The organism is Acinetobacter pittii ATCC 19004 = CIP 70.29 (assembly GCF_000369045.1).
GTDB lineage: Bacteria > Pseudomonadota > Gammaproteobacteria > Pseudomonadales > Moraxellaceae > Acinetobacter > Acinetobacter pittii.
Map to the genome: position 1 here is coordinate 623,777 of NZ_KB849797.1, position 24,921 is coordinate 648,697.

The window sequence follows — 24,921 nt, forward strand, 5'->3', positions numbered from 1 at the left end:
TAGATTTTTAAGCATATGAACCAACAGAATACTAATACCGAAGATACAATTGACTTAAAAGAACTGTTTTTTTCGCTGATCGCTCAGTGGAAGCTTATTGCTCTATGCGTTATTTTAAGCGTTGTATTTGCTCTACTCTATTTACGCGTAACGCCAGATACCTATTCGGTTGATGCTTTGGTCCAAGTTGAAGACAGTAAAGGGGCTTCTGCTGCACTTTTAGGTGATTTGTCGCAAATGATTGAGCAAAAATCACCAGCGCAAGCTGAAATTGAAATTTTAAAATCTCGCTTGGTTCTAGGCTCTGTCATTAAAGAGTTACATCTAAATATACAAATTTCCAGTACAGAAGATACGCTTACTCACCGATTATTAAGCGACACAGAATATAAAACCGAGTACACAAAAAAATCGGTTTTATTTCAAGATAACCTTAAAAGTTTTGAAGTGCGTGAATTTGAAGTTCCGAATTATTATCTAGACAAAAACTTACTTCTTAATTTTGATAAACAATCTTTAACTTTAACTGACCCAGAAACTGAAGAGGTAATATTAACAGTTCCGTTGAACCGGGCTAACCATGTTACTGGGCCACATGGACTCTGGAAGGTTGCAATTTTTGCCAAAGATCAACTTGATGCGACCTATAATATTACTAATTTGTCCTTACCTGCTGCTGTAAATTCACTTAGCGTAAATTATTCTGTCGCAGAACGTGGCAAACTTACAGGTGTTTTAGGTCTAAATTATCAAGGTCAAGATAAAGAACATATTACTAAAGTTTTAAATGCAATTCTGGCAACTTATAGTGCACAAAATATTGAACGTCGTTCGGCTGAGTCTGCTCAAACTTTAAAGTTCTTAGATGAACAACTTCCAGATCTTAAAAAGCAATTAGACGATGCAGAGCGTCAATTTAATAAGTTCCGTCAACAATACAACACAGTTGATGTCACTAAAGAGTCTGAGTTGTACTTAACTCAAAGTATTACTTTAGAGACCAAAAAGGCTGAGCTTGAGCAAAAGCAAGCTGAGATGGCGGCAAAATATACTGCTGAACACCCTGCAATGCGTGAAATTAATGGGCAGCTCGCTGCTATTAATAAACAAATTGGTGAGTTAAATAGCACCTTAAAACAACTACCTGATGTGCAACGTCAATATTTACAATTGTATCGTGAGGTAGAGGTAAAAACACAGCTCTACACAGCGCTTCTCAACTCGTACCAACAACTTCGTATCGCCAAAGCAGGTGAAATAGGCAACGTACGTATTGTTGACACTGCAGTCGAGCCAGTTAAGCCAATTAAACCAAGAAAACTGTTAGTTCTTATTTTATCTTTATTTGTGGGCGGTTTTATTGGAACACTAGTCGCCCTACTACGTAATATGTTACGTACAGGCATTAAAGATTCTGGGCAAATTGAAAATGAGTTGGATTTACCAGTCTATGCAACCGTACCACGTTCTCCAATTCAAGAAAGTCGTATCAAGATTTTAAAGAAAAAGAAGAGTATTCCTATTCTTGCAGTTAAAAATAGTGATGATATTGCAATTGAAAGCTTACGTAGTATCCGTACCGCGATTCACTTTGCATTAGCAAATGCAAAAAACAATATCATTATGATTGCTGGCCCTTCACCAGAAGTTGGTAAATCGTTTATTTCAACCAACCTTGCAACTATTTTTGCTCAAAGCGACAAGCGTGTATTACTCATTGATGCCGATATGCGCCGTGGTTATATGCATAAATACTTCGATGTAGATGTTAAGCCAGGTCTTTCTGAGTTATTGAGTGGACAAGCTGATCTACAAAAAGTTTTGCATAAAACTCAAGTTGCTAACCTTGATGTGATTACTCGCGGTAAGAGTCCAACAAATCCTTCAGAGATTTTAAGCTCTAACCAATTTAAAGAACTACTTGAACAACTACAAAGTCAGTATGACCACATCATTATCGATACTCCACCAGTACTTGCAGTAACCGATGGTATTATTATTTCGCAATATACAGGCGTGAACTTAATTGTTGCGCGTTATGCTAAGTCGCAAATGAAAGAGCTTGAATTAACGCTTAATCGCTTTGAACAAGCAGGTGTTAAAGTCAACGGCTTTATTCTTAACGATATTCAACGTGCGAGCGCGGGTTATGGTTATGGCTATAACTATGCCTATGCTTATAAAGCACAAAAAGAAGATTAATCGTAAAGTGATAAAAAAACCGGATCAAATGATCCGGTTTTTTATTTAAGATTTTTTTAAGTCTATCCCTACTAAAACTAACTAAAATATATAAAAAACCACTCGTTTTTTTTCTTAAACATTCTATGCTTAAGCATGCTAAGATCAAAAGCAGCCTTTTTAGACTCAAATGATTATTTTTGGAACCTTTTATGAGTAAAGCCTTACCCATTGCTGTCGCTGTAGTTTTAGGCGGTGCTGCACTTGTACCAGTTTATTATGCAAGCCAACATCCGACCACAGAAGTCGGAAGCAAAGCAAATAAAAATGCCTCTCCAATTGAAAAAATCAGTTATGTTCTTGGATACGAAGTTGCTCAGCAAACTCCACCTGAACTAGACACAAAATCATTTGTGAAAGGGATTCATGATGCTCGTAATAAGCAACCAAGTGCTTATACTCAAGAAGAGTTAAAAGCTGCTGTTGCTGCTTATGAAAAAGAATTGCAACAAAAAATGCAACAACAAGATAAACCAGAGCAAGCCGCTGGTGCAGTGTCTGAATCTGCAGATGTTCAATTCCTTGCAGAAAATAAAACAAAAGCTGGTGTAAAAACTACAGCCTCTGGCTTGCAATATATCATCACTAAAGAAGGCACAGGTAAACAACCAACTGCGCAGTCTATGGTTAAAGTACATTACGAAGGCCGTTTAATTAACGGTCAAGTATTTGATAGTTCTTATAAGCGCGGTGAGCCTGTTGAGTTTCCTCTCAATCAGGTTATTCCAGGTTGGACTGAAGGACTTCAGCTCATGAAAGAAGGTGGTAAAGCGACGTTCTTTATTCCATCTAATCTTGCTTATGGTCCTCAGGAACTTCCTGGCATTCCAGCAAACAGTACGCTGATTTTTGATGTAGAACTCATTTCAGTGAAATAAAAACATTCAGGAGAGTAAAACAGTACTCTCCTTTTTTTTGGAAAACGGCATGAAAAAAATTGGTTTAATTATTGCAACATCAACGATGAGTTTATCTGTTTTTGCTGCTGCACCTATTACAAATAAAAGCCCAGCAAAAGAACAATTTAGCTATAGCTATGGCTATTTAATGGGCCGTAATAATACTGATGCTCTAACAGATCTAAATCTTGATATTTTTTATCAGGGTTTACAAGAAGGTGCTCAGAACAAAACCGCACGCTTAACTGACGAAGAAATGGCGAAAGCGATTAATGATTATAAAAAAACTTTAGAAGCTAAGCAGCTTGTTGAATTTCAAAAAGTAGGTCAACAAAATGCTCAAGCAGGTGCTGCATTTCTTGCTGATAATGCAAAAAAATCGGGCGTAATCACGACTAAATCAGGTCTCCAATACCAAGTATTAAAAGAAGGTACAGGTAAAAAACCGAAAGCTGTATCACGTGTTAAAGTAAATTATGAAGGCCGTTTACTTGACGGAACTGTGTTTGACAGCTCAATCGCACGTAATCATCCAGTTGAGTTTCAACTCAGCCAAGTGATTGCAGGCTGGACTGAAGGTCTACAAACCATGAAAGAAGGTGGTAAAACTCGTTTCTTTATCCCCGCAAATCTCGCTTACGGTGAAGTTGGTGCAGGTGACACGATTGGTCCGAATAGCACTTTAATTTTCGATATTGAACTGCTGCAAGTTTTGCCAAAATAAATGTATTAGTATAAAAAAAGCGATCATTTTAAGATCGCTTTTTTATTTTTAGTGTTTTAAATCTCTAGGTCGAAAACCCGTAAGGATTAAACCGATCAGGTAAGCAATTATCCCAACTAAACATAGCCCTACGACTTCGGCAACACGTAACCACTGTGAAAGCTCTCCGTTATACCAATTGAGCCCAAACCAAAGCGCTACAATCATAGCAAGGTTCGCTAAACCATATTGAAGTCCTAATTTCTTCCAATGCGGACCAAATCGGAAAATATTACGCTTATGCAAATAGAAGTAGAGTAAACCGGCATTTACTAACGCTGAACCTGAAGATGCTAGTGCAAGTGCCATATGTTCTGCATGCCAATCAATAAGCTTAAAGAAGCCGATAAATACAACGTTTAAAATCGCATTAGCTGCAACTGACATTAAGCCTACGCGCACTGGTGTTTTTGTGTCTTGTTGTGCATAGAAACCGGGTGCAAATACCTTAATAAGCATGAAAGAAATTACACCAGCACTCATACATTGCAATGCTAGAGCTGTCATTTGTGTATCACGTAGATCAAACTCACCACGCTGGAATAATGCTTGAATAATCGGTGTTGAAAGCATAAATAAAGCAATACTTGCCGGCAACCCTACCAATACAATGACTTTTGCAGCCCAGTCGATCATACCGCGGAACTTTGCTTGATCCTGCTCTGCATGACGGGCAGAAAGTGAAGGCAAAATTACTGTACCAATCGCAACACCAATTAAACCTAAAGGTAGCTCAGTCATACGCTCAGCACTGTAGAGCCAAGACACTGAACCATCTTGCATGAAAGATGCCCAAATCGTATTTAGCAATAGGTTAATCTGAGTCACCGATACACCAAATAATGCTGGAAGCATTAATTTTAAAATACGCTCTACACCCTCATGTTTAAAATCAACTTTAGGTGGAATCAGTAGGTTTTTACGCCACAATTCAGGAATTTGTATCGCTAACTGTAATACCCCAGCCGCAACAACTGACCAGCCTAGTGCTTTGATTGGCTCAGCCATATACGGCGTAAGCCACCACGCTCCTGCGATCATCGCTACATTTAACAAAACTGGTGAAAAAGCTGGTGAGGCAAACGAGCCATAACTATTTAAGATGCTGCTAGCAAAAGCCGTGAGCGACATAAACATTAGATATGGAATAGTCAAACGGAACATGCTGACGGCTAAATCGAACTTTTCCGGGTCACTGTGGAAGCCCGGTGCGTACATATAGATGATTGCAGGTGCTAAAACCATAGCCACAAAAGTCAGTAAGGTCATGACTGTGAGCAAACAGCCAAATACCCGACTAATTAAGATCTGTACTTCAGCGTGTGCTCGACCCGTTTTATATTCAGTTAAGACTGGGATAAAGGCCTGAGAAAAGGCGCCTTCGGCAAATAGTCGTCGAAAGAAGTTGGGAATACGAAAAGCGACGACGAAGGTATCAAAATCTTTACCTGCACCAAACACGTTGAGCAATACGACGTCACGCACGAGCCCTAACACTCGTGACAACATCGTCATTGCACTGACAATAAAAGTCGATCGCCACAATGCCATCGCACTCACCTACAGCTATATTCGAAAGACGCTATTGTAATGAAACTAGAAAATCTTTTCGTTGTGAAATGATGAATGAACTCAAGTTTTTTTCTGTGCTAACAGTTGTCTAAAGTGTTGCCATTTAAAATAAGGCCCCGGATCGGTTTTTCGGCCCGGTGCAATGTCTGAATGCCCTGCTATATGGTTTTTAATTTCAGGATAAGCCTGACGGATAGCGGTAACAACGTCAGTTAGCACTTCATATTGTACGTCTTCAAAAGGTAAATCATCACTTCCTTCAAGTTCTATACCAATTGAATAATCATTGCATTCTACTTTAGCTAAATAACTTGAACGCCCCGCATGCCATGCTCTCTCGTTAAAGTTAACAAACTGTAGGACTTCACCTGTTCGTAAAATTAACAGATGTGTAGAAACCTGCATGCCTTCAATAGTCTGAAAATAAGGATGAACTGACCAATCTAATTTGTTTTGAAAAAACTGCTCAATATAGCCACCTCCAAATTGAGACGGCGGCAAACTAATATTATGAACCACAATCATTTGAATTTCGGTGCCAGTCGGACGCTGGTTAAAATTTGGAGAAGGGATTTGTCTCGCCCCTTTTAATTGTCCATCTATAACTTCATACGGTGTGATTTGCTTCATTGAGACGCCAATAAATTGCTTGCCAATTGTTTTAGTTTAAAACAGTTATGTGCTTTTCAAAGTAGTAAATGCGATTGTTTATCGCGATTAATCTCATAAAACAGCTTATTTTTCAGGTCGACGATGCTAATATATCGCAAGTTTTAGGGTCATCGACAAAATGGAAACCGTATGAGCATACCTCAGTCTTTGCTTGAACAATCAATTCAAATCAATATTCAACAAGCATTACAAGAAGATATTGGGGACGGTGACATTACCGCGATGCTCACACCTGAAGATGAGCAAGCCACTGCAACCATTATTAGCCGCGAAGATATGGTTTTAGCTGGACAGCCGTGGGTAAATGCACTCATCTCAGCTTATGACAATACTGTTCAAGTGACTTGGCTAAAACAAGAAGGTGAACGTGTTGCTGCAAACGAAGCCTTTTTAAAGCTTGCTGGTTCTGCACGTAGCTTACTGACTGTAGAGCGCCCTGCTTTAAACTTTATTCAAACTTTGTCTGCTGTTGCAACAAAAACTGCTGAATATGTTAAGCATCTTGAAGGTTTAAATACAAAACTTCTCGATACACGTAAAACCCTACCAGGCTTACGTATTGCACAAAAATATGCGGTTGCTATCGGGGGTGGACAAAACCATCGTCTTGGTTTATTTGATGCGTTCTTAATTAAAGAAAACCATATTATGGCAGCGGGAGGTATTGCTCAGGCAATTGCCAAAGCACATCAAATCGCGCCGGGTAAACCAGTTGAAGTCGAAGTTGAAACTTGGGATGAGCTAAATCAAGCGCTTGAAGCTGGCGCGGACATTGTCATGCTCGATAACTTCAGTCAACAGCAAATGATTGATGCAGTTAAACATGTAGCAGGTCGCTGTAAACTCGAAGCCTCTGGCAATATCACCATTGAAAACTTGCGTGAAGTTGCCACCACTGGCGTTGACTATATTTCTATGGGCGTCCTAACTAAAGACGTTAGAGCTGTTGATTTATCTATGCGTTTTAATGTTTAGATAAAATCTGCGTCATTATTGGTATTTTTTTGCGACTTGGTCATGTCCGCCGCTTGTGTTTTTTGCCACGCTGACTGAGTCGCTTGTGCCCCCCCATCACGTGGATCGGCAGCCATTAAAACAAATGTAACGACTGCTAATAATACAATAAAACCTTGTAGCATAAATTTTCCCCATTACTTTAAAAATTCAGGGTTTCAAGGTAAAAGATAAATATGACCAGGCTTAGGAGATTCTGTTACAAAAGGTAAGCCTTTATTTTTATTATTCATCTATACGACAATATTTTACGCATAAAGTTTTATATCAACAGCCTAAACCCTGCATTTACTATCGTGACAGGTGACATGGATGTCACCGTTTCTCTGTGTTATATGGAAGTAACATCAGAGAAACAGAGGTTTTTGTCACTTTTGACCTTTCAAAAGTGAGGAAGCCTATACAACATCTATTTGAATTTCATGTGATATAAGGCCGTGCTTTTTTATCAAAGTCATCTAAATCGACTTTAAATAACAATTCCAATTCAGACTATATAACTTAAGACTCTAGATAACCCATATAAGGATCAGAAATTGAATCTTCTTGAGTTTCTATACGTCCTGCAAAACGACGACTAAACGTAGCATCATCAGCTAAAGTCACAGTGAAGTCATACCAACCACCAAATTCAGACATATCCCAAACCAGTTCTTTTTCAGAACTATTGGTTTCAATCGTCCATGTCTTATTTGGAAGATAAGCATTTGCTTTGACGTTTAGCTTGACTGACTTATTACCATCATGACGCACTTTTAAATACAAATTCGCATCACACTCTTCCACACATACTCTAATTTCCGGTAATGCTTGAGTCTGGTTAGCTTGACTCAAATTACCTTTAAACGCACGGTGGAAACCATTTGGTCCAAGTACCCATAAATCGTACTGTCCATTTGCAGTATTCCATACATCATCAAGCTGTTTACCCGCTTCAACCATATAACGACGTGGAATTGCCGTAAGATCTAATCGGTTATAGACATGGAAAACGGCTGCTTGTTTACCTGTATTAGAGAACATCAGCTTAATCGTTTTTTGAGTGGTATCGACTTTGGCACTGGTGTGCAAAATATATGGCAAAGCACGTGATGGCCTAATTCCCATTTCCTGCTGAGGAAATTGCTGCTGGCTCGGAACAGGAACTTGTGGCAATAAAGCTTGAGCAACACGAATCGCATCGGCTTCGGCTTTGGTTTTCTTCCCATCTAGTTCAGCAACAGGCAGAAGGTTCGGTGTTTTAAAATTAAATGCCGTCGTTAAATCACCACATACAGCACGGCGGTAAGGGCTAATGTTAGGTTCTTGCACACCAAAGCGTTTTTCCAAGAACTGTAAAATAGAGGTATGGTCAAAGACTTGAGAATTTACCCATCCTCCACGGCTCCACGGCGAAATCACATACATTGGAACGCGTACACCTGGTCCATACACTCGACCATCTGGCTTAGGTTGAGATTTTGAAGTCGCTACTGCTGGATGGTTAAAGTACTCATAAGATACTTGCTGATCGTTTAAAGTCGTTTTTCCATATACAACACCGTTTACATCTTTAGAAGGTGCACTTGGTGAAGGAATATGGTCAAAGAAACCGTCATTTTCATCGAAGTTCACCAATAAAACGGTTTGGCTCCACAGCTCAGGGTTTTCAGTTAATGCATTTAATACTTCCTGAATATACCAAGCACCTTGTACAGGACTAGATGGCCCCGGATGTTCACTGTAAGTTGCAGGAGCGACCAACCAACTCACCTGCGGTAATTTACCTTGTGCGATATCAGCTTTAAAAGTTCCTAAAAAACCACCGTCCGGCATGGTATTGGCAATACCTTTGTAAAGTGGTTGAGTCGCATCAATCTTTTCATCATATGCTGGACACGTTAGTGTGTCGTTACTAACAGGTTGACCAGATTGCTCATTTGCACGGCGATACTGTTTGAAACCAGCTAACGGGTTATCGGTAAAGTTATCTGGCATATTTTGATAGACTTTCCATGTTACGCCAGCCTGCTGTAAGCGCTCAGGATACGTCGTCCATTCATAACCTTCTGTTGATGCCCCAATCCCATCAAATTCATTTACAACACTCGCAACACCTGCACCTGTAGGACCATTAGTTCCAGTCCAAATAAACTTACGGTTTGGGTTGGTCCCAGCATGCATAGCACAGTGGTAAGCATCACAAATGGTAAAAGCATTCGCTAAAGCAAACTGATATTCGACTTCTTGTTTTTTATAATAGCCCATCGACTGTGGTTTTTTATAAGCGACCCAATCACTCATACGGCCATTGTCCCAAGCTGCTTGGCCATCAGACCATGAGTGAGGTGTACCTGAAACACGCTGAGCATTTCCTAAACGACTATCTAAATGGTAAGGCAATACTTTCTTTTTATTCGCATCATATTGTTCCCAAACCTTTCGGCTTTCCGTCATTGGAATCGTAAAACGATCACCAAAACCACGTACGCCTTTTAATGTTCCGAAATAATTATCGAAAGAACGGTTTTCCTGAGTCAAAATCACGATGTGTTTAACATCTTGAATAGTTCCACTTTCAACTTTGGCATCAATAGCTAAGGCTTTTTGAATACTTAGCGGGAAACTCGCTAAAGCAGCTGTCCCAAACATGGTTTTTGTAGAGTTTAAAAGAAATTCGCGACGATTCATTAGTTCTATCCTAGTTCTTATTATGGTGCACAGTGTATTTTGCAATTACTGGTGGGCGGTGTTGTTGGCGATGAATTATCTGAGTCGTTATCATCGTTACAACCACTGAGCATGAGTGCTAAATAGGTAATTAATAAAATTGAAAGTTTTCGCATTGGTTTTTTCCAAACGGTTTAAATGCGAACTACTAATAAAGTGTAAAAGTGACAAGCAAGTGATGTTTTTATGTCGATTTGATGAAGGCATAAAAAAACGCATCCGAAGATGCGTTTTTCAGAAAGCGTAAAATTACCAGCCTAAAGCTTCTTGTTGCTTTTTAATGAGCTCGGCAATCCCTTTTTCAGCCATTTCTAACATGGCATTGCTTTGAGCGCGGGTAAACGGTTTGTCTTCGGCAGTACCTTGAATTTCAATAAACTCGCCAGCTTGTGTCATTACTACATTTAAGTCAGTTTGACAGTTCGAGTCTTCTTCATAGCAAAGATCAAGCAACACTTCATCTTGATACATACCGACAGAAATTGCAGCAACCAACCCTTTAAGCGGATCATGCTTAATTTTCTTTTGAGACAATAGAACATTCATCGCATCAACCAATGCTACAGCAGCACCAGTGATTGAAGCAGTACGCGTACCACCATCAGCCTGAATGACATCACAGTCGATAGTAATCGTGTTTTCACCAAGCTTTTTCAAATCAACCATCGCACGTAAGCTACGGCCAATCAAACGTTGGATTTCTTGAGTACGACCAGTTTGTTTGCCACGAGCCGCTTCACGGTCACAACGTGAATGGGTTGAACGTGGTAACATGCCATATTCCGCCGTTACCCAGCCTTGGCCTTGGCCTTTTAAAAAGCGTGGCACTGAGTTATCAATGCTTGCAGTACAAAGGACTTTGGTGTGACCAAATTCGACCAGCACAGAACCTTCAGCATAACGGGTGTAGTTTCGTGTAATTTTCACTTCACGTAATTGGTCTAATGCACGTTGGTCAATACGCATAATCCTTCCTAACTTCTCTTAAATACAAACTTGGGCATAGTATAGCAAAGGATTTTGACAGGTTGAGTTTATTCCCTACTTTCAAATGTAAGTCTGCAATTTTTATAATTCAGAAATAAAAATAGCCCCTAAAAAGGAGCTATTTTGAATTAACTGAGATTATGCAAATTTAAATTTTGCTTTTAACTTTTCTAATGTCTGCATCACTTTTCCAGTGGTATGGTTTGGCAGTGAACATTTCGCTAAACGTACCCATACACTCCAGAACTGGCGCATAAAGTTCGCTTCATTGTAATTAATGCCATATTCTGCGCAAAGTGCCTTAATTTTCGGTGCTACTTCTTTATAGCGGTTAGCTGGCATATCTGGAAATAAATGATGCTCAATCTGATGGCTTAAGTTACCACTCATAAAATGCAGCCATTCTGTACCACTAAAGTTACTTGAACCACGAATCTGGCGTAAGTACCACTCGGCCTTAGTTTCGGTATCAGTATTATCAGGCTCAAACGTTTCTGCATCTTCAGTAAAGTGACCATTAAAAATCACCGCAGATGACCACAAGTTACGAATAATATTCGCAACTACATTTCCTGCAAAAACTGGTAAAAACATAGGGCCAGAGATCACAGGGAAAAACACATAGTCTTTTAAGACTTGGCGCGTGGCCTTTTTACGGACTTTAGCCGAATCTTTCCAAACTTGTTTCCAACTCTTGGTTTTATAAACTAATGCATCTTCAAGATGTAAGTTTTGCACGCCTACATACCACTCAAAGAAAAACATTAACTGTAGACCTAGAGGAATATTAAACAGGTGGCGGGGTTCCCACTTCTGTTGATCACTTACTCGCAAAATACCATAACCAACATCATGGTCTTTACCGACAATATTGGTATAGGTGTGGTGCACATAGTTATGTGTTTCACGCCAGTCATCACCAGAGGCAATGGTATCCCAATCGTAAGTATTACCGTTCAGGCTTGGTTCATTTAACCAGTCAAACTGACCGTGCATGACGTTATGACCAAGTTCCATATTTTCTACAATTTTAGAAATACCTAATAAGCCTGTGCCTAGTAGCCAGACTGGCGGAATCCAACCACCAAACATCAACATACCACGTGAAGCGATTTCGGTGTAGCGAACAAAATTACGCACTTTGTAGATATATTTCGCGTCTTGTTCACCAAGGCTTTGCATCACGTCTTGGCGAATCTGCTCAACACGGCGACCAAACTCTTCAGTCTGTTCAGGTGTTAAATGAGCAGATTTAGAAACAGTAGAAAATTCTAATGCCATATTCATAGGGTTAATCCTCTTTAATTCTTTTTATAGATCAATTGTGACTGGGCTTAATGCCTGGCTCACGCATAGTTTAATTGGGCGGTTCGGTTGATCTTCAATTTCACCAGTTAATAGGTTTTGAGTAACTCCGCTTACCTTGGTACAGCTGCATTTATTGCAGACACCCATACGGCAACCATGTTGTGGGCGTAAACCAGCTTGCTCTGCACTGCTCAGTAAATTTGTTTCAGCTAAAAACTCGTGTTGAGCACGGCGGAAAATAACAGGCTGTGCTGCATGTGTACCAGTCACTTGAAGTGGCTGAAAATACTCTTGATGAAGCTGCGACTGAGCACCTTTTTGTGCATAAATTTCATTGGCTTTCTGCATCATGCCATGATGACCACAAACATAAGTTGCTGTCTGCTCAAAATCTGGAACCAGCTTTTGCAGTAAGCTTTCAGTTAAATGCTGTTTTTGCTCGGTGGTATTAAAAAAGTGATATTGAAGCTGTGGGTGCTGTTCTGCCAAAGCTTTTAATTCAGCATGAAAAATTTCCGCACGATTAAAATAAATGACATGAATTTGTTCAAGTTGCTGTTTTAAAGCTTGCTGCAAGAGTGAATAAATTGCAGTTATACCGCTTCCTGACGCAATCAAAATTGCAGGATGCTGACCTTGGTGCAAAATAAAATCACCTTGTGGCTGTGAAATCTCAACACACTCGCCCACATGTAATAGTTGAGCTGCACGAGACACCAAACCTTGTACTTTAATGCCTAAAGCAATTTCACCTTGCGTTGTCACTTCAATAATCGAGTAACTACGTTGTTGGTAAACGCCATCGATAAGCAAAGTCAGCAAAATACTTTGACCTGCGCGGACCTGATCGAAATTAAAATTACGATTCGGTTTAAGTCTAATGAGCACCATATCGGTATGCAGTGGCTGAACTGCAGTAACTTCTGCAAGTACCCTTTTCCACGCCCAAGTCACGTTAATTTTCTGCAAGACAAAATCAACGAAATCTTCTCGAACCCAATGTGGCTGATAACTAAGTGTTGCGTTCATACGTTCCTCTTTTGTATCTGGCTATTTATTTGAGTGAACACATGTTCGTATAGTGAACATATGTACACTATATTTATAACTGTTCACTCAGTCAACACTTGTTCACTATTTTTTTTATGAAAGTTTGCTCTTTTTTGTTAGACTTTGGCTCACGGTTTAAATAGGTTCTTTTAATGTCGATACGGGATGAACGAAAACAGCAAAGTCGTCAGGCACTTCTCGATGCAGCCTTGCATCTAAGCACGTCTGGGCGTTCGTTCAGTAGTATCAGTTTGCGTGAAGTTGCACGTGAAGTAGGTTTAGTACCGACAGCGTTCTACCGTCATTTTCAGGACATGGATGAACTCGGCAAAGAACTGGTTGACCAAGTTGCCCTACATTTAAAAAGCGTTTTACATCAATTAGGTCAAAGTTATTTACAACATAAATCTGCTAAAACCCAAACCAGTATTGAGCTATTTGTGCAGGCGGTGAATCATAGCCCTAAGCAATGGCAATTTATGATTGCTGAACGTTGGGGAGGCTCAGAAACGGTTCGTGCAGCAATTGCCAGAGAAATCGAATTTTTGATTGAAGATCTCACAACTGATCTTACTAAACTCGAAAATTTTAAACATATTCAAAATCCTCAAGACTTAAATGTCTTATCTACCATTTTGACTAATATGTCATTTACATGGGCAATGACGTGGCTCAACCTATCGAAACAATATCAAGGTGAACAGCTCAAGCTGCAACAAACTGCCTTTATTGAAAATGCTTCTACACAAGTCCGTTTACTCTTTAGAGGGATTGCAAACTGGGAACGATAGAAGCGGCAAATGACAAAAAACAGGTTATGTGGTAATACGTAAAGAGAGAAAGAAAAAGGCTAAAAATTTCGAGAAAAGTCTTTTTCTTTTTACAGGAAGTAAACTATTAGTTAGGCCAAACTGGTGTGGGAATACCTATGAATCTTGATCGTCATACACAGTTTTTGATGCGTAAAGAAAAAATTCTGAGCGTGGCAGAAAAGTTGTTATTAGAAAACAATCAGGAAATTACTCTAGATGAGTTAGTGGCCGAGCTAGATATTGCTAAAGGCACACTTTATAAGCATTTTAGAAGTAAAAATGAGCTTCTACTTGAGCTCATTATTCAAAATGAAAAGCAAATTTTAGAAATTTCTAAAAAATATAATACAGATTTCAAAGAGTATGCTCCTCATTACATGCTTCACCATTTGCTTGCACCAGGTAAAACGATTCTATTGCATCAACTTGAAGAAAATCTGACGATGACAGAGTCTAAGTTGAAGCATCTTTTCGAAGAGCTTTATGAAATTCGCCAACAGCGTATTTTAGCAATTAAAGATATTACCGAAAATTATTTAAAATCATTGAATTATGATATGTCGATTCGTGACTATTTGTCTTATATCTGGTCACTGACTTATGGTGCATCACTGCTTTTAAATTCTACTTATTACCAGCGTTCGATTGGTTCTCGCCAAAAATTAATTAATTTATATATTAATCAGGCATTATCACTGCCGACTCAAACAGCTAATTTTGATGTTTTAAATTTTCAGATTGAAGATGAAAATCAGCAAAATTAATTGAATTATTTCGTGATAATTAACGATAAATTAAATATAAAAATGGGCTTCACATGAAGCCCATTTTTTTTGAAGTAAAGCCTAAACAACTTATTTTGCTTTACGTTCTTTCTCAATTAAATAATTAAGAACTTGAGTGACTTTACCATCTTCACCCTGCACAACATATTTACCATTCACAACAACTGCAGGTACACCTGTTAATTGGTACTGTTGAGCAAGTTTATTTGACTCGGCAACTTTTGCCGTCACAGCAAATGAGTTGTAAGTACTATTAAATTTCTGCTCAGGTACGCCATAACGAGTAAAGAATTTCGCAGCAGAAGCCTGATCAAAAATTTGTTGACCGTTCACTTGAATCGCATGGAACAGTGGTAAATGCGTGCGCTTACGTACACCTAATGCCTCAGATGTATAATATGTACGCGCCCCTTGTTCCCACATTTTATTCATTGCAGCAGGTGTACGTACAAAACGTACATCTTTAGGAATCTGTTTTAACCACGTTTGCATATGCGGTTCAAGTTTAAAACAGTGTGGACATCCATACCAAAAGAACTCTCGAACCTCGATTTTCCCCGGAACTTCCACTTTGCCTGGATTGGCAATCACGGTGTAGTCTTTACCAGCAACAAAATCTGCTGCCATTGCACTACCCGATACGGCCATAATTGCTGCACTCAAACCACCCAAAACCAATTTTTTCATTGCTACAGCTTTTCCTCTAAGTTGTTATGCATTAGCTTATGCCCTAAATATAAAACAAATATGCTAAATTCGTTTTGCTTCTGTGAAGTTTTTTATTGGGTTTATCGCTTTTTTCCCAATAATCGCTACACTAACGGCGAACTACATCCAAAAAGATAACTCAAGTTTAGAGGTAGCACCATGTCGCAATTGAATGTTGATTTACAAGAAATCGCAAAGTTTGAAGCACTTGCTGCCAAATGGTGGGATCAACATTCTGAATTTCGCCCACTTCATCAAATCAATCCACTACGTCTAAACTGGATTGATGAACGTGCAGGCGGTCTCGCTGGTAAAAAAGTACTTGATGTCGGCTGTGGCGGCGGCATCTTGGCCGAAAGCATGGCACGTCGTGGCGCAGATGTATTAGGCATCGATATGGGTGAAGCACCTCTAGCTGTCGGCCGTTTACATGCTCAGCAAGAAAATGTTCAAAATATTCAATATCGCCAAATTCCTGTAGAAGAATTAGCACAAGAACAAGCAGGTCAATATGACGTGGTGACTTGTATGGAAATGATGGAACACGTTCCAGATCCAGCATCTATTGTAAAAGCTTGTCAGGCTCTGGTTAAACCGGGCGGCCATGTGTTCTTCTCGACCATTAACCGTAACCCAAAATCTTATTTATTTGCCATTATTGGTGCAGAGTACGTCCTACGCATGTTGCCAAAAGGTACGCATGATTATCATAAATTTATTCGACCATCTGAAATGGCACATGATATTCGTAATGCAGGTCTTACGTTAAAAGAAATGACTGGACTACATTACAACCCACTGACCAAGCATTACTGGTTAGCGCCAAATGTTGACGTTAACTATATGGTTCATACGATTAATACAGGTGCATGATGAAAGCTGTTTTATTTGATTTAGACGGTACGCTTATCGATACAGCTGCGGATTTCATTCGTATTATTCAGCAAATGTGCCGTGATGCAAGACGCCCTGTTGTAGAAGCCGATCTTATTCGCACTCAGGTTTCTGAAGGTGCACGTGCGATGGTGAAATTGGTCTATCCAGAGTTGGATGTAGCCAATCCAATTTTCTTGGCGCATCGTCAAAACTTTTTAGATCTGTACGGCAATAATATTGTGGTTGATACAGATCTGTTTGAAGGCATGTATCCACTCTTAGAAGAGTTAGAAGCTGCGCAAATCCCATGGGGTATTGTGACCAACAAACCACGCGGATTAAGTGAATCTCTTTTAGAAAAGTTAAATCTGACAGAACGCTGTGCGGTTCTGGTATGCCCTGAAGATGTCAGTAAAACCAAACCAGATCCTGAACCAATGTATTTGGCTGCTAAACAGTTAAATATCCCAGCAGATCAAATTATTTATGTGGGCGACCACCCACGTGATATTGATGCTGGTCGCAATGCCGATATGTATACCATCTTGGCAGCTTATGGCTATTTACCTATCGAACACCGTGATGATTTAGCATCATGGCAGGCCGATTCGATTGTAAATACAGTGACAGAATTACACGATATGTTACGTCAAAAGCTTCCTGTTCTACAGGAAAATCAGCGTATGATAAGTTAACATCAGAGTTTTATAGACTTTTTTAACGGCTATTTGTTTTATCAATATAAAAAGAAGGAGGTTTACCAATGAAATATTCAGAATACCAACCTCGTCCGGATCTACTCAAAGATCGAATTATTTTAATTACCGGTGCTGGTGATGGAATTGGGCGAGCTGCGGCTCTAAGTTACGCCCTACATGGTGCAACCGTTGTCCTACATGGTAGAACCTTAAACAAACTTGAAGTTATTTATGATGAAATTGAAAGTCTAGGTGCACCGCAACCCGCGATTTTACCGCTACAACTTTCAAGTGCCTCTGACCGTGATTACGACTTTTTAGTTGATACGCTCGAAAAGCAGTTTGGACGTTTAGACGGTATTTTGCATAATGCGGGTATTTTAGGTGAGCGTGTAGAGCTGGCACATTATCCTACAGAAGTATGGGATGACGTGATGGCAGTTAACTTACGTGCTCCGTTTGCCCTCACTCAAGCCTTATTACCACTTTTGCAAAAATCAGAAAACGCCTCTGTCGTATTTACCAGTTCTGGTGTAGGCCGTGAAGCGCGTGCTTTATGGGGCGCATATTCTGTCTCCAAAATTGCAATTGAAGCAGTGAGTAAAATTTTTGCAGCGGAAAATACTTATCCAAATATCCGCTTTAACTGCATTAATCCAGGCGCAACACGTACTGCAATGCGTGCGAAAGCCTACCCACAAGAAGATCCGAAAACACTACCTACACCAGAGTCGATCTTGCCTGCTTATCTCTATTTAATGGGTGAAGACAGCTTGGCACTCAATGGTCAAAGTATTGATGCTCAGGATTAAAAAGTTAAAGATGAAAAAGCTAAATTAAATTACGGCCAATCATCAAATCTGGCTTGCCTATACCTGAAAAGATATACAAGCCTTTTTTATTATTGATAAAAACCCTTGATCTATCCGTAATTTTAATTGAACCATTAAATGATCTTCACAGTTTCTCTGCATTTTGCGCGTAGAGTATTCAACATGAGAGACATCAGATGTAAACGAGGATGCATCATGAAAAAGTTGTTCACCATCTTAGCCCTATGCATAACCGTACTAACCACAAGTATGGCGAGCTTTGCTGACCCTCCTTTTGACCGAGGCCATGGCCCCAAAGGTCCTAAAGGTGGAGGGCCACGTGGTGAGTGGAATGATCGTGGGCCAGGATTTGGACGTGATCATGATGATGATCGTATCCGTGACGAACGCCGTATGCGCGAAGAGCGTGGCTTTGAACGCTTAAAACAACATCGCTGGCAGCCTGGCTATGTTATGCCACAGCACTATCGTGGTAATGGCTATAAAGTCGACTATAAAGACAGTAACTTGCCAAAACCAGGCCGTAATCAACAATGGTACAAAATCAACAATGACTATATTTTAGTCGACACAGATTCTAATAGCATTGTGAGTATTCGTGGTTTTTAAGGCGATAGACCCTCGCTATCGCTGAATAAAAAGGATAAAGCCTCTCGGTTTTATCCTTTTTTATTTTTTATATTCTTAAATGATGAATTTTCTTAATTTCTTCTTATTTCATAGGGAGTTTTCACATTTATTCTTCTTGGCCTCCACGATTTATCTGCAATTGTTCACTAATCTTTAATTATTGAAATTCAGCTCATCATTCGAGGTTTACAATGAAAAAATTAACAACAGCGATTGTTCTTTCTCTTAGTGGTTTAGTTGCAACAACAGCCATGGCAGCACCAAACGATCATAATCATCATGGCAATTACCAAAACCATGAAGTAAAAACAGTTAAAGTGATTAAAAAAGATGATCATCGCAATGCGTGGCGAGTAGGCCAGGTTGTACCGCATGAGTATCGACATTCACGTTACGTGATCGACTATCGTCAACATCAAAAATTGACTAAACCAGGTCGTTACCAAAAATGGTATAAAGTGAATGGAAATTATGTACTGGTGAATGAACAAAGTCATAAAATCATTAGAGTGGTTTACTAATTTAAAACTTTTTAAGCACCCAAATTTCAATTTGGGTGTTTTTTTATCTAAAACATGCGGCTTTAATCTTTTTTGTTTAGAATCATCTTTATATCTTTTTGCTGTTGATTCGAGATCGGTATGTCAAGTAAGCCTGTAAGTAAGTCACATAATAACACCCAGCATTATGTACACTGGTTTCGACACTCAGCGCCCTACATTAATGCTCACCGCGATAAAACATTTGTGTTGATGTTTGGTGGTGAAGCAGTCCGTCATCCTAATTTTGAACATATCATTCACGACATTGCTTTATTGCACTCTCTTGGTATTCGCTTAATTCTTGTGTACGGCGCACGTCCGCAAATTAATCAAAATCTTAAAGAAAAAGGAATCGAAACTCCTTTTTATGATAACAGCCGTATTACCACACGTGAATCTTTAAGCTGTGTCATGAGTGCTGTAGGTTCTATCCGCCTAGAAATCGAAGCATTGCTTTCTATGGGCTTAGCAAACTCGCCAATGTACGGCGCTCGCATAGATGTGGTATCAGGTAATTTTGTGACTGCTAAACCTTATGGCATTCGTGATGGCATGGATTTCCAACTTACAGGTGAAGTTCGTTCTATCGATACAGATGCGATTGATCGACACCTCGATAATCATAATATTGTACTGCTAGGGCCAACAGGTTACTCCACTACAGGTGAGGTGTTTAACTTGCGAGCAGAAGAAGTTGCGACCAAAACTGCAACTTATTTAAAAGCAGATAAACTCATATTTCTAGGTGAGCAACAAGGATTGCTGAATGAAGATGAGCAAATATTACGTGAATTAAGCCCACATCAACTGGACTACTATATTCAACAATATCAAACTATTAGCCCAACACTCACTTTGCATTTGCAACAGGCAAAAAAAGCATCTTTATCAGGTGTACACCGCGTTCATCTTATTTCTTATGCCTATGATGGCGCCCTTCTCGAAGAGTTATTTACCCGAGATGGTATAGGGACCATGATTACCGATGCGCATTATGAAGAAGTTCGCATGGCCAATATTCAAGACGTAGGCGGTTTAATGAATTTATTACGTCCATTAGAAGAAGAAGGTATATTAGTTTATCGTTCGCGTGAACGTTTAGAGCAAGAGATTAGCCAGTTCGCTGTCATTGAACGCGATGGTACGATTCTAGCGTGTGCTGCACTTTATCCAATTCCAACAGAATTTAATGAAACACGTTCAGCAGAAATTGCCTGCGTCGCAGTACATCCAAGTTATCGTAAATCGAACCGTGGCAGCCAGATTTTGCAATTCCTTGAAGAAAAGGCAAAAGAACAAGGTATTCGTCAATTATTTGTTTTAACGACTCGAACCGCTCACTGGTTCTTAGAACACGGTTTCCATCAAGTTACTGTTGATGACTTACCAAATGCTCGTCAGGCGCTTTATAACTATCAAAGGAATTCTTTAGTCTTTAAGAAACTGCTTCCTTAGCCTTTGCTCTTTTTAAGATATTCTTATTTCAGATAAGCTTAGTTCAAAAAGTACAACCGTAAACACGATTAATTTATGGTTGTACTTTTTTTAAATCTAAATTTTTTAGGTTTTAATATTTTTTATTTTATTTACATTAACTTAATAACAATTCATTAAATATATTTCTATTAGATAAATCATTTTTTCGCATAAGTTTATAGCCTATTGTGTTTAGCTTTTTTTTGCATAAATAAAGACCGAATACTTATTTTTTCTGAAATAAAAATCCATTTAGGGTATCTGCTCATCCAATTATTTTTTTCTTTTTCTCTTTCGGGGAGTACGAAATCTCATGGCACTTTTCAACACCACTTCATGGGCAAAATATTCAGTCATCGCGGTCAGCCTTGCAGGAGTGATGATGTTAAGTGGTTGTGCCAAAAAAGAGGAACAAGCCACCACAACCTTAAATATCGGCTATCAAAAATATGGGATTCTTCCTATTTTAAAGGCTCGTGGTGACTTAGAAAAAGCATTAAAAGAACAAGGCGTGCAAGTGAAATGGGTTGAGTTCCCTGCTGGCCCTCAATTGCTTGAAGGCTTAAACGTAGGAAGTGTTTCACTCGGTGAAGCAGGTGAAGCACCACCGATCTTTGCTCAGGCTGCCAATCCAAATTTAGTCTATGTCGCAAACCAACCTGCTGCGCCAAAAGCTGAAGCACTATTGGTACAAAAAGACTCTCCAATCCAATCTATTAAAGATTTAAAAGGCAAACGTGTTGCTCTTAATAAAGGCTCGAATGTTCATTACCTATTGTTAAAAGTTTTAGAAGCCAACAACTTAAGCTTAAGTGATATTCAACCAGTTTATTTACCGCCATCAGACGCTCGTGCTGCCTTTGAAAAAGGTGCTGTCGATGCATGGGTGATTTGGGACCCGTTCTTTGCAGCGGCTGAACATCAAATTCAGGCCCGAGTTTTAGCAACAGGCGAAAACTTGGTGAGTAATCATCAGTTCTATTTAGCTGACCGTAAATTTGCAGAAAATAATCCGAAAGTACTCAACACTGTTGTACAGACACTTAACCAGACCACTGAGTGGGTAAGTTCACATCAGGATGAAGCTGCCAAGTTACTCGAAAAACCTACCGCACTTGAGTTTGAAGTACTCAAAACTTCTATTTCACGTATGGGTTTTGGAGTTCAGCCAATCTCTGACAAGGTGGCACAAGAACAACAACAAGTAGCTAATGCTTTTTATGCGCAAAAGCTCATTCCAAACAAACTCACCATTCAAGATGCCATTTTAAAACTGAAATAAACCCAGCTTGGGCACGGCTTAAATAATCATATAAATGCTGTGCCTGACCTCAAGGGGAACAAGGATATCAATATGCAACATCAGTCATTATTTATTAAGAGTCAGTGGACACAATTGGTTAAGCGCATCAGTGCAATTACTGTATTAGGCTTAACAATCGCAGCACCAGCTTGGGCAATTGACCCAACTGTGAAAGAACTTCGTATTGGTTTTCAAAAAAGTTCGATTAACTTTGCGATTGCCAAACAACAAAAATTATTTGAACAAGAATTTCCAAATGCCAAAGTTACTTGGAACGAGTTCCCTGCTGGTCCACAAATTTTAGAAGCTTTAGCTGTCGGTTCACTTGATGTAGGCGTTACTGGAGATACACCTCCTGTCTACGCACAAGCGGCTGGCAAGCCTTTGTATTACATTGCCTATGAAGCAGCTAAACCACTAGCATCGGCAATTTTGGTTCCTAAAAACTCACAGCTCAAACAGCTAAAAGACCTTAAAGGTAAACGCATTGCACTGCAAAAAGGTTCGAGCTCACATTACTTACTTGTGCAAGCTGTACGTAAAGCAGGCCTAAACTGGAGCGATATTACCCCCATCTGGCTTACCCCTGCCGATGCTCGCGCAGCATTTCAAAAAGGTGCCGTTGATGCATGGGCCATTTGGGACCCTTACTTCGCTTCAGCACAACTAGAAGATCAAGCTCGTGTTCTTGCATCGGGTAAAGGCTTAAGCCCGAACTATACATTTTATTTAGCAGCTCCAAATTTTGTTAAACAACATCCTAAATCTGTTTCAGGGCTCATCAAACAAATCAATCAAGCTGACAAATGGGTTCAAAGCCATCAAGCAGAAACGGCAACAGCCATTGGCCAAAGCACAGGACTGAAGCCTGCGACCAGTGACTTATTTATTAAACGCCGTCCTCGTCCTTCATCAGCAGCTCCACTCAGCAGTAAAGTGATTGCTGAGCAGCAGCAACTCGCAGATATTTTTACTCAACAAGGCATCATTCCAAAACCAATCAGCATTAAACAAGCTGTTTGGATTGCCAAGTAATTTCAATAGACATATAGGTAATGCACATGAAAATTTTCTGGTTTATTCCTACCCACGGTGATAGTCGCTATTTAGGTACAAGTAAAGGCGCTCGTCAGGTTGACCATGCCTATATGAAGCAAATTGCTGTGGCAGTAGATAATTTAGGTTATGAAGGTGTACTTATTCCAACAGGTCGTTCATGTGAAGACCCGTGGATTACGGCGGCTAGCCTAATTGATGCAACTCAACACCTTAAATTTTTAGTTGCATTACGACCAGGGGTAACCACACCAGCTTTGGCAGCACGTATGGCTGCAACGTTTGACCGTTTGTCGAATGGCCGTGTGTTACTCAACTTAGTGACTGGTGGTGATGAGGCTGAATTACGCGGTGATGGCTTATATGAAGATCACTCAACGCGTTATCAAACTGCCAATGAATACGTAAAAATCTGGCGTGAGATTTTGACACGCTCACATACAGGTGAAGCTTTTACATTCCACGGTGAACGTTTACAAGTGGATGATGCAAAACTACTTTACCCACCTGTTCAAAAGCCTTACCCACCACTTTGGTTCGGTGGTTCTTCAGACGTCGCTGTCGATTTGGCTGCTGAGCAAGTCGATACTTACCTTACGTGGGGTGAACCACCTGAAGCCGTAAAACAAAAGATCGAACATGTTCGTGCCAAAGCTGAGGCTAAAGGCCGCAAATTAACTTATGGCATTCGCTTACATGTGATTGTTCGTGAAACCAACGAACAAGCTTGGGCAGCAGCGAACGAGCTTATCCAATATCTTGATGATGCGACTATTGCTGCGGCACAGAAAAAATTTGCACAAATGGACTCTGTAGGCCAACAACGTATGGCGGCTCTCCATGGTGGTAATCGAGACAAACTAGAAGTATCTCCAAACCTTTGGGCGGGTATTGGTTTAGTTCGTGGTGGTGCAGGTACAGCACTTGTAGGCGATCCTGAAACAGTTGCTGCTCGTATTCAGGAATATGCTGATTTAGGTATTGATACTTTCATTTTCTCAGGCTATCCACACCTTGAAGAATCAATTCGTTTTGCAGAGTTAGTATTCCCGTTATTACCAATTGAAACTCGCGCTAAACTTGCTCAGCCAAATTTAACAGGTCCATTCGGTGAAATTATTGCCAACAATTATGTTCCAGACGAGAAGAAGCAAAATAGTTCCGTCAAGGAGCCTGCATGAGCAAAGCTGAAAGTGTTGTTTCACGTGGAACAAAACAAATCGGGCAGCGTTTGCTGCCTTGGATTTTCCCTATTCTTCTATTGGTTGTTTGGCAAATTGCCTCAAGTTCGGGTCTTTTAGAAAGCCGTATTTTACCCGCACCTACTGCTGTAGTTTCCGCTTTTTGGCATCTACTGGTGAGTGGCGAACTCTGGCAGCACGTTAAAGTCAGTGCTGGTCGTGCACTGCTTGGCCTTCTGATAGGAGGCGGTTTAGGTTTGTTATTAGGCCTACTCAACGGGTCTTCGCGTTTCGCCTCTACCCTGCTCGATACGACCTTACAAATGATTCGTAACATCCCAGCCTTAGCACTTATCCCACTCGTCATCTTGTGGTTCGGTATTGATGAAACAGCGAAATTATTTTTAGTCGCAGTAGGTGTTTTCTTCCCGATTTATATTAATACCTATCACGGTATTCGCTCAGTTGACCCTCAATTGATTGAGATGGGTAAAAGCTACGGACTTTCACGTTGGCAGCTCTACAAAGAAATTATTTTGCCAGGTGCGATGCCTTCTATTTTAGTGGGTTTACGCTTTGCTTTAGGTTTAGTTTGGGTATTACTCATTGTTGCTGAAACCATTTCAGCTCAAGCAGGTATTGGTTATATGACCATGAATGCACGTGAGTTTTTACAAACGGATGTAGTTCTGGTTGGTATTCTTCTGTACGCCTTACTAGGCAAACTGGCAGATGTTTTAGCACAGCTTTTGGAACGCTATTTACTACGTTGGCACTCTGGATATCAGAAATAAGGGAGCTTAGAA

At 39.9% G+C, this 24,921-nt stretch carries 25 protein-coding genes; 16 read left to right on the forward strand and 9 right to left on the reverse strand.

The genetic code is table 11. The features are described 5' to 3' along the window. The first annotated feature begins 15 nt into the window (after positions 1-15). From ptk to fklB, 3 genes are all read left to right on the forward strand, one after another. Positions 16-2,202, forward strand: a complete 2,187-nt coding sequence (gene ptk / locus F928_RS21560) for a polysaccharide biosynthesis tyrosine autokinase (RefSeq protein ID WP_002120731.1) — start codon at positions 16-18, stop codon at positions 2,200-2,202. Positions 2,203-2,393: 191 nt separating this feature from the next. Further along, positions 2,394-3,119, forward strand: a complete 726-nt coding sequence (gene fkpA / locus F928_RS21565) for a BamJ family beta-barrel-assembly machinery protein (RefSeq protein ID WP_002120699.1) — start codon at positions 2,394-2,396, stop codon at positions 3,117-3,119. 49 nt (positions 3,120-3,168) lie between these two features. Next, positions 3,169-3,864, forward strand: a complete 696-nt coding sequence (gene fklB / locus F928_RS21570; protein ID WP_002120725.1) for a BamJ family beta-barrel-assembly machinery protein — start codon at positions 3,169-3,171, stop codon at positions 3,862-3,864. A 48-nt stretch (positions 3,865-3,912) separates the two neighbouring features. On the opposite strand, the gene murJ is transcribed toward fklB, so the two are convergent. Then, positions 3,913-5,463: a murein biosynthesis integral membrane protein MurJ gene (gene murJ / locus F928_RS21575; protein WP_171057724.1), complete on the reverse strand. Its 1,551-nt coding sequence runs from the start codon at positions 5,461-5,463 to the stop codon at positions 3,913-3,915. A gap of 72 nt (positions 5,464-5,535) precedes the next feature. After that, entirely contained in the window at positions 5,536-6,105 is a 570-nt protein-coding gene (gene ampD / locus F928_RS21580) for a 1,6-anhydro-N-acetylmuramyl-L-alanine amidase AmpD (RefSeq protein ID WP_002120715.1), read from the reverse strand. 171 nt (positions 6,106-6,276) lie between these two features. Here ampD and nadC point away from each other — a divergent pair, with 171 nt between their 5' ends. Further along, entirely contained in the window at positions 6,277-7,122 is an 846-nt protein-coding gene (nadC, locus tag F928_RS21585) for a carboxylating nicotinate-nucleotide diphosphorylase (protein WP_002120703.1), read from the forward strand. Here nadC and F928_RS21590 read toward each other — a convergent pair. The 6 genes from F928_RS21590 to F928_RS21610 form a co-directional block, all read right to left on the reverse strand. Next, on the reverse strand, positions 7,119-7,286 hold the full coding sequence (locus F928_RS21590; protein ID WP_000938938.1) for an ABZJ_00068 family colistin stress protein: 168 nt from the start codon (positions 7,284-7,286) through the stop codon (positions 7,119-7,121). The two genes, nadC and F928_RS21590, sit on opposite strands and share 4 nt — an antisense overlap. 376 nt (positions 7,287-7,662) lie before the next feature. Beyond that, positions 7,663-9,831, reverse strand: a complete 2,169-nt coding sequence (locus tag F928_RS21595) for a phosphocholine-specific phospholipase C (protein ID WP_002120804.1) — start codon at positions 9,829-9,831, stop codon at positions 7,663-7,665. A 20-nt stretch (positions 9,832-9,851) separates the two neighbouring features. Beyond that, positions 9,852-9,986 (reverse strand): hypothetical protein, encoded by a 135-nt coding sequence (locus tag F928_RS22720; protein WP_262452150.1) that lies wholly within the window; start codon positions 9,984-9,986, stop codon positions 9,852-9,854. A 133-nt stretch (positions 9,987-10,119) separates the two neighbouring features. Continuing rightward, positions 10,120-10,836: a ribonuclease PH gene (rph, locus tag F928_RS21600; protein WP_002120794.1), complete on the reverse strand. Its 717-nt coding sequence runs from the start codon at positions 10,834-10,836 to the stop codon at positions 10,120-10,122. A gap of 159 nt (positions 10,837-10,995) precedes the next feature. Then, positions 10,996-12,138: a fatty acid desaturase family protein gene (locus tag F928_RS21605; protein WP_078221350.1), complete on the reverse strand. Its 1,143-nt coding sequence runs from the start codon at positions 12,136-12,138 to the stop codon at positions 10,996-10,998. A gap of 30 nt (positions 12,139-12,168) precedes the next feature. After that, the gene (locus tag F928_RS21610; protein WP_002120779.1) at positions 12,169-13,194 is read right to left on the reverse strand and encodes a ferredoxin reductase; all 1,026 of its coding nucleotides are present in this window, start codon (positions 13,192-13,194) and stop codon (positions 12,169-12,171) included. A 173-nt stretch (positions 13,195-13,367) separates the two neighbouring features. On the opposite strand from F928_RS21610, the gene F928_RS21615 reads away from it, so the two are divergent. Then, positions 13,368-14,006, forward strand: coding sequence for a TetR family transcriptional regulator (locus tag F928_RS21615; protein WP_002120796.1), 639 nt, complete (start codon positions 13,368-13,370; stop codon positions 14,004-14,006). Between the two features lie 137 nt (positions 14,007-14,143). Then, complete coding sequence (locus F928_RS21620; protein WP_002120773.1) at positions 14,144-14,791, forward strand: TetR/AcrR family transcriptional regulator; 648 nt, start codon at positions 14,144-14,146, stop codon at positions 14,789-14,791. Between the two features lie 90 nt (positions 14,792-14,881). Here the strand turns inward: F928_RS21620 and dsbA are convergent, their stop codons facing one another. Continuing rightward, positions 14,882-15,499, reverse strand: a complete 618-nt coding sequence (gene dsbA, locus F928_RS21625; protein WP_002120747.1) for a thiol:disulfide interchange protein DsbA/DsbL — start codon at positions 15,497-15,499, stop codon at positions 14,882-14,884. A gap of 180 nt (positions 15,500-15,679) precedes the next feature. On the opposite strand from dsbA, the gene ubiG reads away from it, so the two are divergent. The 10 genes from ubiG (at position 15,680) to ssuC (ending at position 24,909) form a co-directional block, all read left to right on the forward strand. Further along, positions 15,680-16,393 (forward strand): bifunctional 2-polyprenyl-6-hydroxyphenol methylase/3-demethylubiquinol 3-O-methyltransferase UbiG, encoded by a 714-nt coding sequence (gene ubiG, locus F928_RS21630; protein WP_002120733.1) that lies wholly within the window; start codon positions 15,680-15,682, stop codon positions 16,391-16,393. Continuing rightward, a complete protein-coding gene (locus F928_RS21635; RefSeq protein ID WP_080631240.1) occupies positions 16,390-17,091 on the forward strand; it encodes an HAD family hydrolase in 702 nt (233 codons plus the stop codon). The genes ubiG and F928_RS21635 overlap by 4 nt, the downstream gene beginning before the upstream one ends. A gap of 68 nt (positions 17,092-17,159) precedes the next feature. Beyond that, positions 17,160-17,906: a YciK family oxidoreductase gene (gene yciK, locus F928_RS21640; protein WP_002120710.1), complete on the forward strand. Its 747-nt coding sequence runs from the start codon at positions 17,160-17,162 to the stop codon at positions 17,904-17,906. 216 nt (positions 17,907-18,122) lie between these two features. Further along, the gene (locus F928_RS21645; protein WP_005071792.1) at positions 18,123-18,536 is read left to right on the forward strand and encodes an RcnB family protein; all 414 of its coding nucleotides are present in this window, start codon (positions 18,123-18,125) and stop codon (positions 18,534-18,536) included. Between the two features lie 212 nt (positions 18,537-18,748). Then, positions 18,749-19,078: an RcnB family protein gene (locus F928_RS21650; protein ID WP_002120775.1), complete on the forward strand. Its 330-nt coding sequence runs from the start codon at positions 18,749-18,751 to the stop codon at positions 19,076-19,078. Between the two features lie 120 nt (positions 19,079-19,198). Then, positions 19,199-20,554 (forward strand): amino-acid N-acetyltransferase, encoded by a 1,356-nt coding sequence (argA, locus tag F928_RS21655; protein ID WP_005071790.1) that lies wholly within the window; start codon positions 19,199-19,201, stop codon positions 20,552-20,554. 334 nt (positions 20,555-20,888) lie between these two features. Further along, positions 20,889-21,857, forward strand: a complete 969-nt coding sequence (locus tag F928_RS21660) for a sulfonate ABC transporter substrate-binding protein (RefSeq protein ID WP_002120788.1) — start codon at positions 20,889-20,891, stop codon at positions 21,855-21,857. 72 nt (positions 21,858-21,929) lie between these two features. Then, positions 21,930-22,913, forward strand: coding sequence for a sulfonate ABC transporter substrate-binding protein (locus F928_RS21665; RefSeq protein ID WP_002120819.1), 984 nt, complete (start codon positions 21,930-21,932; stop codon positions 22,911-22,913). Between the two features lie 26 nt (positions 22,914-22,939). Continuing rightward, positions 22,940-24,115 carry an FMNH2-dependent alkanesulfonate monooxygenase gene (ssuD, locus tag F928_RS21670; protein ID WP_005071784.1) on the forward strand — a complete coding sequence of 392 codons (1,176 nt, stop codon included), beginning with the start codon at positions 22,940-22,942 and terminating at the stop codon, positions 24,113-24,115. Beyond that, positions 24,112-24,909, forward strand: a complete 798-nt coding sequence (gene ssuC, locus F928_RS21675; RefSeq protein ID WP_002120785.1) for an aliphatic sulfonate ABC transporter permease SsuC — start codon at positions 24,112-24,114, stop codon at positions 24,907-24,909. The genes ssuD and ssuC overlap by 4 nt, the downstream gene beginning before the upstream one ends. Positions 24,910-24,921 lie beyond the last annotated feature (12 nt).